We start from the raw sequence: 14,152 nt of genomic DNA, 5'->3' as shown, positions 1-14,152 counted from the left end.
TTCTCCCTCAGGCGCCGTATTGGTTGTCGAGCAGTTCGAAGAGTTCGTCGGCGGTGGCGGTGGCCGTGTCGGCGCCCTCCGCCCCGTCGGTGCCGCCGTCCCGCGGCCGGCGGCCGTCCCAGGCGCGCAGCAGGTCACGCAGGCGGGCGCCGATCTCGTCGGCGTCGGGCGTGTCCGTGCCCGCTCCGGCCAGCGCGTCGGCGAGCCGGTCGAGCTGGGCGAGGACGGGCCGCTGCGGTTCGGGTGGCGCGGCCAGCCGTTCGTGGAGGTGGGCGGCGAGCGCGGCGGGCGTGGGGTGGTCGAAGACCGCGGTGGGCGGCAGCGGCACCCCGGTCGCCGTGCCGAGCCGGTTCCTGAACGTCACGGCGAGCATCGAGTCGAATCCGGCGGCGGCGAAGGGCCGTTCGGGTTCCACGGCCGCGGTGCCGGAGTGTCCGAGCAGGGCGGCGGCGTGGGTGAGGACCAGGTCGAGGACCGCGCGGTGGCGGTCGGCTCCGTCCAGCGGGGCGAGCCGTGCGGCGAGTTCGGCCGCCGGGTCGGTCCCGGGCGGTCCGGCCGTGGGTGCCGGGGCGGTGGCCGCGGCCGGCGCGGCGCCGGCGGACCGGCCCGGGGTGGGCAGCCAGTAGCGCTGGTGCTGGAAGGCGTAGGTGGGCAGGGTGACGTGCGGGCCGGTGGGCGGGGGCAGCACGGCGGCCCAGTCCACGGCGGCGCCGTGCGTCCACGCCTCGGCGAGCGAGGCGAGGAGGCGGTCGGTGCCGCCGTCGTCGCGGCGCAGCGTGCCGACGGCGGCGACGGGGCGCCGCGCCCGCTCGGCGGTCCCGGCGACCGCGGCGGTCAGCACCGGGTGCGGGCTCATCTCGACGAACAGGTCGTGTCCGGCGGCGAGCAGGGTCTCGGTGGCGCGCGCGAACTCGACCGGCTCGCGCAGGTTGCGGTACCAGTAGGCCGCGTCCAGCGCGGCGCCGTCGACGACTTCGCCGGTCACGGTGGAGTACAGCGGCACGTCCGGCGTCCGGGGCCGGACCGCGGCCAGGGCGGTGCGCAGCGTGTCGCCGACGTCGGTGACCTGGGCGGAGTGGGCGGCGTAGTCGACGGGGAGCCGCCGGGCCCGTACGGTCTCGCGGGCGCAGTCGGCGAGCAGTCCGTCCAGGGCGGCGGGCTCGCCGGCGACGACGACGGCCTGCGGACCGTTGACCCCGGCCACGCCGATCCGGTCGGCGTACGGCAGGAGCAGCTCCCGTACGCGTTCCTCGGGCGCGGCCAGGGAGACCATGCCGCCGCGGCCCGCGAGGCGCAGGAGTTCCCGGCTGCGCAGGGCGACGACGCGGGCGGCGTCCTCCAGGGACAGCGCCCCGGCCACACACGCGGCGGCGATCTCCCCCTGCGAATGCCCGACCACCGCCGCGGGCTCCACCCCGTACGACCGCCACACCCGCGCCAACGACACCATCACCGCGAACAGCACCGGCTGGACCACGTCCACCCGCTCCAGCCCCGCACCCGACCGCAACACCTCCGCCAGCGACCAGTCCGTGTACGGAGCCAGCGCCCCGGCACACTCCGCGATCCCGGCCGCGAACACCGGCGACGCATCCAGCAGCTCACGCGCCATCCCCGGCCACTGCGAACCCTGACCGGGGAACACGAACACGGCCCGGGCCTCGCCCGCGCGGCCCGTGACGGCGCCGGGTGCGGGCGCCCCGTCCCCGAGTGCCGTGAGCGCCGTGAGGATCTCCTGCCGGGTGCGGCCGGTCACCGCGGCACGGTGACGGAACGGCGTGCGGGTGGTGGCGAGGGCGTGGGCGAGATCCGCGAGGGGTGTCCCGGGCGCGGCCTCGGCGTGTTCGCGCAGGCGGCGGGCCTGGGCGCGCAGGGCGGGCGCGGAGGCCGCGGACAGCGGCAGCGCCACGGTGTCGCCGGCGACCGGCTCCGGTGCGGTGGTCGGGGCGGGCGGTGCGGCCGCCGGGCCGTCGTCCGGGGCCTGTTCGAGCACCACGTGGGCGTTGGTGCCGCTCATGCCGAAGGAGGAGACCCCGGCCCGGCGCGGGCGGCCGGTGTCGTCCCACGGACGGGCCTCGGTCAGCAGCCGTACCGCGCCCGCGGACCAGTCCACCCCGGTGGTGGGCGTGTCGGCGTGGAGGGTGCGGGGCAGCAGGCCGTGGCGCAGGGCCAGGACCGTCTTGATGACGCCCGCGATGCCCGCGGCGGCCTGGGTGTGGCCGAGGTTGGACTTCAGCGAGCCGAGCCACAGCGGCCGTTCCCCGGACCGGTCCCGGCCGTAGACGGCGAGCAGGGCCCGGGCCTCGATGGGGTCGCCGAGGGTGGTGCCGGTGCCGTGCGCCTCGACGAGGTCGATGTCGCCGGGGGTCAGTCCGGCCGCGGTGAGGGCCCGGCGCAGGACGCGCTCCTGCGCCGGGCCGCTCGGGGCGGTGAGGCCGTTGCTGGCGCCGTCCTGGTTGACGGCGGAGCCGCGTACGAGGGCGAGGATCCGGTGTCCCCGGCGACGGGCCTCGGAGAGCCGTTCGACCACCACGACGCCGACGCCCTCGCTCCAGCCGGTGCCGTCGGCGGTGTCCGCGAAGGACCGGCAGCGGCCGTCGGGCGAGAGCCCGCGCTGGCGGCTGAACTCCACGAAGGCGTCGGGCGACGCCATGACGGCGGCGCCGCCGACGAGCGCGAAGGAGCACTCCCCCGCGCGCAGCGCCTGCCCGGCCAGGTGGAGCGCGACCAGCGAGGAGGAGCAGGCGGTCTCGACGGTGACGGCGGGACCCTCGGTGCCGAGGGTGTAGGCGATGCGTCCGGAGGCGATGCTCGTGACCGTGCCGCTGAGCAGGTGTCCCTCCACGTCGGCGGCCGGGTCCTGCGGTCCGGCGCCGTACCCCTGCCCGGCGACGCCGAGATAGACGCCGCCCTGGCTGCCGCGCAGCGATCCGGGGTCGAGGCCCGCGCGTTCGAGCGCCTCCCAGGAGGTCTCCAGGAGGAGGCGCTGCTGCGGGTCCATGGCGAGCGCCTCGCGCGGCGAGATCCCGAAGAACTCGGCGTCGAAGTCGCCCGCGCCGTCGAGGAAGCCGCCGCCGCCGGCGTAGAAGGTCCCCTCGCGCGCGGGGTCGGGGTCGTAGAGGGCGTCGAGCGGCCAGCCGCGGTCCTCGGGCAGCGGGCCGATCGCGTCCCGCTCGCCCACGACGAGGTCCCACAGGTCCTCGGGGCTCTGCACTCCTCCGGGGAAACGGCAGGCCATCCCGATGACGGCCAGCGGCTCGTCGGTGGCGGCGGCGGTGGGGGCGGTCGGTGTGTCCTGCGGCGCGGGGGCGGTGCCGGTCAGTTCGTCGTGCAGGTGGGCGCCGAGCGCGGTGGCCGTGGGGTGGTCGAAGACGGTGCTCGCGGGCAGGGTGAGGCCGGTGGCGGCGGCGAGACGGTTGCGCAGTTCGACGGCGGTGAGCGAGTCGAAGCCGATGTCGTGGAAGGGCCGTCCGGCGTCGACGGCCACCGCCGAGTCGTGGCCCAGGACGGCGGCGGCCTCGGCGCGCACCAGCTCGGTGAGCCGGCGGTGCCGCTCGGCGCCGGGCAGGGCGGCGAGCCGCTCCCGCCAGCGGTCCGCCGCGTCGGCTTCCGCCTCCCTTGCCGGCTCGGACGCCGCCTCGGGGAGGTCGGCGAGCAGAGCGCTCGCACGGCCGGAGCGGAAGGCCGGGGCGAAGCGCGCCCAGTCCATGTCCGCGACGGCGATGCCGCTGTCGCCGTGCTCCAGGGCCCGCCACAGCGCGCCGAGCGCCGCCTCGGGTGCCATCGGGACCAGGCCGAGACGGCGCAGCTCCGCGCCGGTCTCCCCCTGGGCCATGCCGGGGCCGGCCCAGGGTCCCCAGGCGACACTGGTCGCGGTGCGGCCCTGTGCGCGCCGCCGCTCGGCGACGGCGTCGAGGAAGGCGTTGGCCGCGGCGTAGGTGGCCTGTCCCGCGCTGCCCCAGACGGCGGAGACCGACGAGAAGAGCACGAAGGCGTCCAGGTCGTCGCCGAGCAGGGCGTCGAGGTGGGCGGTGCCGCGCACCTTGGCCGCGGTCTCCTCGGCGAGCAGCGCGGGTGCGCAGTCCGCGATCCGGGTGCCGGAGGTGACACCGGCCGCGTGGAAGACGGCCCGTACGGTGTCGCCGTCGGCGGCGAGCCGGGCGAGGAGGTCCGCGAGGGCGGCCCGGTCGGCGACGTCACAGGCCACGACGGTGGTGCGGGTGCCCGCCGCGGTGAGGTCCCGGACGAGTCCGTCGGCGCCGGGCGCCGCCGGTCCCTGCCGGCTCGTCAGGACCAGGTGGCCGGCGCCGCTCCGCGCGAGCCGGCGGGCCACGTGGGCTCCCAGGCCGCCCGTGCCGCCGGTGACCAGGACGGTGCCGCGCACGGTCCACGCGGACGCGCCGCGCCCGGCCGTACGGCGGTCACCGGCGGCGGCCGGCTCCCTGACCAGGCGGCGGCCGTGGAGACCGTCCCCGCGGACGGCCACCTGGTCCTCGGCGCAGCCGCCGTCGCCGGCGCGCACGGTCCCGGCCAGCAGGGCGCACAGGCGGCCCAGGGCGGTGCCGTCGGGCCGTTCGGGCAGGTCCACGAGACCGCCCCAGCGCCGCGGGTGTTCGAGCGCGGCGACCCTGCCGAGCCCCCACACCTGGGCCTGTTCGGGCCGCTCAGGGCCGCGGCCGTCCACGGTGACGGCGCCGGTGGTGACGCACCACAGCGGAGCGTCGCAGCCGGCGTCGCCGAGGGCCTGGACGAGGAGCAGGGTGGTCCCGGGCCCGGTGGAGGGGGCGAGCAGCGACAGGACGCCGCTCACGCCGGACGGTACGCGTGCGGCGAGCCCGGCCCGGTCGGTGCCGTCGGGGACGGCGAGGACGGCCACGCCGGCGCCGTGTCCGGTGAGCGCGCCCCGGCACGCCTCGGCGAGCGGCGTGCCGAGGGCCGCCTCGGGCAGGGCGAGCAGCCAGGTCCCGGACAGCCGGGCGGGGGCCGGGTCGGGCAGCGCGCGCCAGGTGACGCGGTAGGTCCAGGCGTCCGCCGCATCCGCCGCGTCGGCGGTGCGGGCCGGGCCTGGCGCGGGCCAGTACCTGCGGTGCTGGAACGGATAGGTGGGCAGGTCGAGCGGGGGCGTGTGGGCGGGGGTGCCCGCGGTCCAGTCGACGGGCACGCCCCGTACGTGCAGGGCGGCCAGGGCTCCGGCCAGCGACTCGGCCTCGGTGCGCCCCTCGCGCAGCAGCGGTACGGCGCGGCAGTCGTCCCCGGCGGTGCGGCACTCCTCGACGAGCGCGGACAGGACGCCGGCCGGGCCCAGTTCGAGGCAACTGGTGGTGGACTCGGCGAGCAGGGTGCGGGCGCCGTCGAGGAAGCGCACGGTGCCGCGCACGTGCCGCACCCAGTACTCGGGGTCGCACAGCTCGCCGGCGGTGGCCCGCGCGCCGGTGAGGTTGGAGACGACGGGGATGCGCGGCGGCTCGTACGTCATCCGGCGTGCCACGGACCGGAACTCCTCGAGCATCCCCTCCACGCGCGGCGAGTGGAAGGCGTGGCTGACGGGGAGCTCCTTGGTGCGGCGGCCCCGTGCCCGGAAGGCCTCGGCGAGGCGCAGGACGGGCGTGCGGTCACCGGACAGGACGGTGGAGCGCGGGCCGTTGACGGCGGCGACCGAGACGCCGTCCGCGTCGGAGCCGGCGTCCGCGAGCAGCGCCCGTACCTCCTCCTCGCCGGCTTCCACGGCCGCCATGGCGCCGCCGCCGGGCAGCGCGTCCATGAGGCGGCCCCGGGCGGCGACCAGGGCGCAGGCGTCCGGCAGGCCGAGCACCCCGGCCACGTGCGCGGCGGCGAGTTCGCCGATGGAGTGCCCGAGCAGTACGTCGGGCCGTACGCCCCAGTGCTCCAGCAGCCGGAACAGTGCCACCTGGAGGGCGAACAGCGCGGGCTGGGTGCAGCCGGTGCGGTCCAGGAGCGCGGCGGCCGGGGTGCCGGGGGCGGCGAACATGACGTCGCGCAGCGGCAGCGCGAGGTCCGGGGAGAGGTGCGGTGCCAGGTGGGTGAGGACGTCGTCGAGCGCGTCGGCGAAGGCGGGTTCGGTGCGGTAGAGGGCGGCGCCGGCGCCCGGCCGCTGGCTGCCCTGGCCGGGGAAGAGGAAGGCGGTCCGGCCGGGCGTGCCCGCGTGGCCGGTGACGAGCCGCCCGGCGGACTCCCCGCCGGCCAGGGCGTCCAGGGCGGCGCGGACCGCGTCGGGGTCGTGGCCGAGGACGGCGGCGCGGTGGTCGAGGGCGGCACGCCGGGTGGCGAGGGTGTGGGCCACGTCCGCGAGGTCACGGCCGGGATGGGCAGCGAGGTAGGTACGGAGCCGGGCGGCCTGGGCGCGCAGCGCGTCCGGGGTGCGGGCGGACAGCAGCAGCGGCACGGTGACGGCCGTGCCGGGTGCGCCGTCCGTCGCCGGGGCCTCGGCGGGCGGCGCCTGTTCCACGACGACGTGGGCGTTGGTGCCGCTGATGCCGAAGGAGGAGACCCCGGCCCGCCGCGGCTCGTCCGTCTCCGGCCAGGGCGTGGGCCCGGTGAGCAGCCGCAGGCCGCCGCCGGACCAGTCGATGTGCGGGTTCGGTGTGGAGGCGTGGAGCGTGCCGGGCAGTTCCCCGGCGCCGAGGGCGAGCACCGTCTTCATGAGCCCGGCGACTCCGGCGGCGGCCTGGGTGTGCCCGATGTTGGACTTGACCGAGCCGAGCCACAGCGGCCTGCCGGCGGGCCGTCCGGCGTGCACGGCCTGGAGTGCCTGGGCCTCGATGGGGTCGCCGAGACGGGTGCCGGTGCCGTGCGCCTCGACGGCGTCGATCTGGTGGGGGCGCAGGCCCGCGTCGGCGAGCGCGGCGCGGATGACGGTCTGCTGGGCGGGCCCGTTCGGGGCGGTCAGGCCGTTGCTCGCGCCGTCCTGGTTGACGGCGGAGCCCCGGATCACGGCGAGCACCCGGTGGCCGCGCCGGCGTGCCTCGCTCAGCCGTTCCAGGAGGAGCACTCCGGCGCCCTCGGCCCAGGAGGTGCCGTCGGCGTCCGCCCCGAACGCCTTGCACCGTCCGTCGCGGGCCAGGCCGCGCTGGCGGCTGAACTCGACGAACAGGCGGGGGGTGCTCATCACCGTGACGCCGCCCGCGAACGCCTGGTCGCAGTCGCCGCGCCGCAGTGCCTGCGCGGCGAGGTGCACGGCGACCAGCGACGAGGAGCAGGCCGTGTCCACGGTGAGGGCGGGTCCTTGGAGCCCGAGGACGTAGGAGAGCCGGCCGGACAGCACGCTGGCCGTGTTGCCGGTGAGCAGGTGGCCTTCGGACACCTCGGGGTCGGCCCCGGCGAGGCTCATGTAGTCCTGGCCGTTGGTGCCGACGAACACGCCGACCCGGCGCCCGCGCAGCGCGGCCGGGTCCTGCCCGGCGTGCTCCGCCGCCTCCCAGGAGGTCTCCAGCAGGAGCCGCTGCTGCGGGTCCATGGCGAGGGCCTCGCGCGGCGAGATCCCGAAGAACTCGGCGTCGAAGCCGGCGGCGTCCGTCAGGAAAGCGCCCCGCGTGCAGTAGGTGGTGCCGGTGCGGTCCGGGTCCGGGTCGTAGAGTCCGGCCGTGTCCCAGCCCCGGTCGGTGGGCCACTCCGTGACCGCGTCCCGGCCCTCGGCGAGCAGCCGCCACAGTTCGGCGGGGGTCCGTACGCCGCCGGGGAACCGGCAGCCCATGCCCACGACGGCCACGGGATCGTCGTCGTGGGCGACCGGTGCGGCGGGTGTCCCGGCCGGAGCCGGTCCGGGTCCGGTGCCGGGTGTGCCGGGCACGTCCAGTGCGCTGACGAGGTGGCCGGCGAGGACGGCCGGTGTGGGGCGGTCGAAGAGCACGGTGGCGGGCAGGCGCAGGCCGGTGGCGGCGGCGAGCCGGTTGCGCAGTTCGACCGCGGTCAGCGAGTCGAACCCCATGTCCGTGAAGGCCCGTTCGGGGCGCACCGCGTCGGGGACGGTGTGCCGCAGGACGGCCGCCGCGTGGGTCCGTACGAGGTCGGTGACGTACCGGGTCCGTTCGGCGGCGGGCACGGCGGCGAGCTGTTCGCCGAACCCCCCTGCGGACGCGGCGGGCCGGCTCTCGTCGCCGTCGTCGTCCTGGCCGGTCAGTTCGGAGAGCAGGGTGGCGGTGTGCGGCCCGGCGGTGCCGGCGAACCGCCGCCAGTCGGCGTCGGCGACGACGACCAGCGCGTCGTCCTCGGCGAGGGCCCGCCCGATGGCGGTGACGGCCGCCGCGGGGTCCATGGAGGGCAGGCCGCGTTCCCGCAGCCGGTCGGCGACCGCGCCGGCGAGCATGCCCTCGCCGGCGGCCCAGGCACCCCAGGCAAGGGCGGTGCCGGGCAGCCCGGCGGCCCGGCGGGCCGCGACGAGGGACTCCAGCGCGGCGTTGGCCGCCGCGTAGCCCGCCTGTCCCGCGTTGCCCACGACGCCCATGACGGAGGTGAAGACGACGAACGCCGAGAGGCCCAGGTGCGCGGTCGCCTCGTGCAGCACCTCGGCGGCGGTCACCTTGGCCCGGAACGGACCGGCGAGCCGCTCGGGGGTGAGGGCGTCGAGGACGCCGTCGTCGAGGACGCCCGCCGCGTGCACGACGGCGGTCAGCGGACGGTCCGGCGGAAGTGTCCCGAGCAGTTCGGCCACCTGCTCCGGGTCGGCGACGTCGCAGGCCGCCACGGTCACGGCCGTACCCGACTCCTCCAGTTCGGCCCGCAGCGCGTCCGCGCCCGGCGCCCCCGGCCCGCGCCGTCCTGCGAGGAGCAGGTGCCCGGCGCCCCGCGCGGCCAGCCAGCGCGCCACGTGGGCGCCGACTCCGCCGGTGCCGCCGGTGACGAGGACCGTGCCGTGCCCGAACGCCTCGTCCGGGAGGGCCGGACGGCCGCGCACCGGCGCGGGCAGCAGCCGCCGCCCGTGGACGCCGGTCGCCCGCACCGCGACCTGGTCCTCGTCGGTCACGGACGCCAGCACGGCGCACAGCCGCCGCAGGGTCCGCTCGTCCGGTTCGTGCGGCAGGTCGGCCGAGCCGCCCCAGCGGCCGGGGTGTTCGAGGGCGGTGCAGCGGCCCAGCGCCGCGACGGCCGCCTGCCCGGGGGCTCCCGGCCGTTCCCCGGCTTCCACCACGGCCGCGCCGCGTGTCAGGCACCACAGCGGTGCGTCGATCCCGGCGTCACCGAGCGCCTGCACCAGGGCGAGGGTCAGGGTGAGCGCGCCGGGCAGGTCGGGGTGCCCGGGGTGCGGGCGGGGTTCGTCCGCCAGCAGGGAGAGTACGCCGGTGAGAGGCCGCCCTGCGGCGGCGGCGAGCGCGTCGGCCAGCGCGGCGCGGCTCTGGCCGGGCCCTTCGGCGTGTACGACGGTGAGATCGAGGCCGATCGCCGCCAGCGCGCGGACGACGTCGGCGGCGGCCGGGTCCTCGGGGCAGACGGCGAGCCAGTGCCCGGGCGGCGCCGGGGCGGGCCGCAGCTCCAGCGGCCGCCAGCCCACGCGGTACCGCCAGGAGTCGACGCGCCGCTCCCGCGTCCGGCCGTCCCGCCAGGCGGTCAGCGCGGGCAGCACTTCGTCCAGTGCCTGGGGTGTCACGCTCAGCGTCTCGGCCAGCCGCGCCGGTTCCGCCGCCGTGAGCTCCTCCCACAGCCCGTCCGCCTCCGCGGGTCCGCCGGCCGTCGGCCGCGCGGCGGACAGCCAGAACCGCTCGCGCTGGAAGGCGTAGGTGGGCAGGTCGGTCCGGGCGGCCCCGGTGCCGTCGAAGACGGACGACCAGTCGACGGCGACGCCCCGCGCGTGCGCCTGTCCGACGGCCAGGAGCATGCGCCGAAGGCCGCCTTCGTTCCGGCGCAGCGTGCCGAGGACCACGCCCGGCGTGCCGGCCGCGTCGAGGGTCTCCTCGACCGCCATGGCCAGCACGGGATGCGGGCTGACCTCGATGTACGTGCCGAAGCCCTGCTGCGCGAGGGTGCGGACGGCGGGCTCGAAGCCGACGGTGCCCCGCAGGTTCCGGTACCAGTACCCGCCGTCCAGCACCGAGGTGTCCAGCCATCCTCCGGTGACCGTGGAGAGCAGCGGTATCCGCCCGCGGGCCGGTTCGATGCCCTTGAGCGCCTCCAGCACCTCGTCCTCGACGCGCTCGACGTGGGCCGAGTGCGACGCGTAGTCCACGTCGATGCGCCGGGCCCTCACCCCGTCCGCCGCGCAGGACGCGAGCAGTTCGTCGAGGGCGTCGGTGTCCCCGGACACCACCACGGCCGAGGGGCCGTTGACCGCGGCCACCGACAACCGCCCGTCCCAGCCGGACAGCCGCTCCCCGGCCGCCGCCGCGTCCAGCGCCAGCGACACCATCCCGCCGTGTCCGACGAGCCGGAGGAGCGCCCGGCTGCGCAGGGCGACCACCTTCGCCCCGTCCGGCAGGGACAGTCCTCCGGCGACCACCGCCGCCGCGATCTCGCCCTGCGAGTGGCCGACCACCGCGTCCGGCACCACGCCGAACGCCTGCCACAGCCGGGCCAGCGACACCATCACCGCGAACAGCACGGGCTGCACCACGTCGACCCGGCCGAGCCCGTCGCCCGAGCGCACCACGTCGAGCAAGGACCAGTCGGTGAACGGTGCCAGCGCCGCCTGGCACTCCTGCATCGAGGCGGCGAACGGCGCGGACCCGGCCAGGAGTTCACGCGCCATCCCGAGCCACTGCGTCCCCTGTCCGGGGAACACGAACACCGTCCCGCCGGTTGCCGACGCCCGGCCCTCCGCCACGAACGGGGACGGCTCGCCCGCCGCCAGCGCCCGTACTCCCTGGAGGAGTTCCGGGCCGTCCCCGGCCACCACGGCCCGGTACTCGTGCAGGGCGCGGGACACCACGAGCGACAGCCCCACGTCACCGGCGCGCAGACCGGCGCCGCACGCGTCGGCGAGGCGCGCCGCCTGCTCCCGCAGCGCGCGGGGGGACTTGGCGGACAGCACCCACGGCAGCGGCGTACCCGGGCCGGCGGCCGCGGGAGCTTCCGCCGCCGTCTGAGGGGCGGCGACCTGCTCCAGGATGACGTGCGCGTTGGTCCCGCTGATCCCGAATCCGGAGATCCCTGCCCGGCGCGGCCCCTCGCCGGCCGGCCAGGGTATCGCTTCGGTGAGCAGGCGCACGTCGCCCGCGTTCCAGTCGACGTACGGCGTCGGCTCGGTGATGTGCAGGGTCCGGGGCAGCAGTCCGTGCCGCATCGCCAGGACCATTTTCAGCACACCGCCGACCCCGGCGGCGGCCTGGGTGTGCCCGATGTTGGACTTGAGGGAGCCGAGCCACAACGGCCGTCCCTCGTCGCGCTGTCGCCCGTACGTGGCGAGCAGCGCCTGGGCTTCGATCGGGTCCCCCAGGCGGGTGCCGGTCCCGTGTGCCTCGACCGCGTCCACGTCCCGTGCCGACAGTCCCGCGTCGGCCAGCGCCGCGCGGATCACCCGCTGCTGGCTCGGCCCGCTCGGTGCGGTCAGGCCGTTGCTCGCGCCGTCCTGGTTGACGGCGCTCCCCCGCACCACGGCGAGCACCGGGTGCCCGTGGCGGCGGGCGTCCGACAACCGCTCCAGCAGCAGGACGCCCACGCCTTCGGCCAGGCCGAAGCCGTCGGCCTGCGCGGAGAACGCCTTGCAGCGGCCGTCGGCCGCCAGGCCGCCCTGGCTGCTGAACTCCACGAACATGCCCGGTGTCGGCATCACCGTGGCGCCGCCGGCGAGCGCGAGGGCGCACTCGCCGCTGCGCAGCGCCTGTGCCGCGAGGTGCAGGGCCACGAGCGAGGAGGAGCAGGCCGTGTCCACGGTCACGGCGGCGCCTTCGAGGCCGAGGGCGTAGGCGATGCGGCCGGAGGCGACGCTGCCGGTGGTGCCGGTGAGGAGGTGGCCGTTGCCGTCCGTCGCCTCGTGCAGGCGGGGGCCGTAGTCCATGGTCATCGCGCCGATGTAGACGCCGGTGCGGCTGCCGCGCAGGGTGTGCGGGTCGATCCCGGCGCGTTCGAGGGTTTCCCACGAGGTCTCCAGGAGGAGCCGCTGCTGCGGGTCCATCGCGAGCGCCTCGCGGGGCGAGATGCCGAAGAACTCGGCGTCGAAGCGGTCGGCGTCGAGCAGGAATCCGGCCTCGCGCTGGTAGTGGCGGCCCGGTCCGGTGTCTTCGGGGGCGCAGAGGTTCCCGGTGTCCCAGCCGCGGTCGTCGGGGAACGGGGTCACGGCGTCGGTGCCCTCGGTCAAGAGGTGCCACAGGCGCTCCGGGCTGTCGGCGCCGCCGGGGTACCGGCAGCCCATCGCGACGATCGCCACCGGGTCGTCGTCCGTGGTGGCGCCGGCGCTGCCGCGCTCCTCGTCACCTTCTTGTTCCGGTCGTGGGCCCGACCGGCGCGAGCCGGCCAGCAGTTCGTCGCCGAGCACACCGGCCAGCTTCCTCGGCGTCGGGTGGTCGAAGACGGCCGTCACGGGCAGCGTCCCGGCGCCGGTGACCGCGCTGAGACGGTTGCGGATCTCCACCGCCGTCACGGAGTCGAGACCGAGGCCGGTGAACGTGGCGTCCGGGTCGACGGTCCCCGCGTCGCCGAGCACGGCGGCGACCTCCTGGCCCACGAGGCGCAGCAGCCGCTCGCGCTGTCCGGCCGGGGTGAGGCGGGCCAGTTCGTCACGGAGGGCGGTTCCGGGTTCCGCCGGGTCCGCGTCGCCGTCCGCCTCCCACAGTGCGGCGGGCAGGTCGGCGGGCCGGGCGTCGAGCCCGGTGAAGACGGCTTCGCGGTCCGGGGTGGCGCCGTGCGCGTACGCCTCGCCGAGCGCGGTGAGGAACTGCGTGCGGCCACCGTGGCCGCGGCGCAGCGTCGCGCCGGCGTGGGCGGTGGTGTTCCGTTCGGCGACGGTCGCCTGGAGTGCGGTGGTGAGGACAGGGTGCGGGCTGATCTCCAGCAGAAGGTGGTGGCCGTCGCGCAGCAGGGCCGCGGTGGCTTCGTGGAAGCGGACCGTGCCGCGCAGGTTGCGGGCCCAGTAGTCCGCGTCCAGGACCGGTTCCGGAAGCCGGCCGCCGGTGAGACCGGAGTAGTACGGCAGGACGGCGGGCAGCGGCCGGACGGCGGCCAGGTCCGCGTGGAGCCGGGGCACGATGGCGTCGATGTGCGCGGAGTGCGCGGCGAGTCCTACGGCGATCCGGCGCGCGTGGACGCCCTCGGCGGTGAGCCGGGCGACGAGTTCCGTGGCGGCGTCGGTGTCACCCGACACGATCACCGAACCCGGCCCGTTGATCGCGGCGAGCCCCAACCGGCCGTCGTACGGGGCCAGTCGGGCTGTCACGTCGGCGGCGGAGGCCATGACGGAGACCATCTCGCCGCGTCCGGTCAGGGTGGCCTGCGCCCGGCTCCACAGGGCGACGACGCGGGCGCTGTCGTCTAGGGAGAGCGCGCCGCTGACGGCCGCGGCGGAGATCTCGCCGCAACTGTGCCCCAGGACCGCGGACGGTTCCACGCCGTGGTCGCGCCAGAGCCCGGCCAGGCTGACGCCGACGGCGAACAGGGCGGGCTGCACGACGTCGGGGCGCTCCAGCGCGGGCGCGCCGTCGGCGGCGCGCAGCACGTCCATGAGGGACCAGTCGACGAAGGGTTCCAGGGCCTGTGCGCAGGCGTCCATGCGCCTGCGGAAACCCGGTGCCGACTCCAGGAGGCCGGCGGCCATGCCGGGCCACTGGGAGCCCTGTCCCGGGAAGACGAAGGCGACGCCGGTGCCGGTCCCGCCGGGCCCCTCGATCAGGCCGGGGGTGCGGCGTCCGCGGGCGAGCGCGTCGAGGCGGTCCAGGAACTCTTCCGGTTCCCGGGCCACGAGGGCGGCGCGCCGGCCCTGGGAGGCGGTGGCGCGCGCGAGGGCGAGCCCGATGTCCGCCGGGCTCCACTCGGGCAGGGTGCGCAGGTAGTCGCGCAGCCGTCGTGCCTGCGCCGCGAGGGCGCCCGCGCTGTCGCCGGACAGCACCCACAGAAGAGGGGACCCGGTGGGGGAATCGGGCAGGTTCACGCCATGGCTCCTCAGCACACACAGGTGACTACGGGACGGGGATCGCGGGGCGCGGTGCGTGACGCACGGCTCGGGGTGCGGACGCCTCGGTGGGTGGGAGCGGGCCAGGGCGCCGGTGCCCGT

Annotated in this window: 1 protein-coding gene; it reads right to left on the bottom strand. The window is 77.1% G+C overall.

Annotation, left to right across the window (positions count from 1 at the left end; all coding sequences use genetic code 11):
* Positions 1-7: 7 nt before the first annotated feature.
* The gene (locus ACZ4SV_RS15380) at positions 8-14,029 is read right to left on the bottom strand and encodes a type I polyketide synthase (RefSeq protein ID WP_468004630.1); all 14,022 of its coding nucleotides are present in this window, start codon (positions 14,027-14,029) and stop codon (positions 8-10) included.
* Between the last annotated feature and the right edge of the window lie 123 nt (positions 14,030-14,152).

The sequence above is a fragment of the Streptomyces sp. NPDC027672 genome (assembly GCF_055566335.1).
Note: the sequence above shows the minus strand (reverse complement) of the source record. Positions and strands in the feature narration are given on the sequence as shown.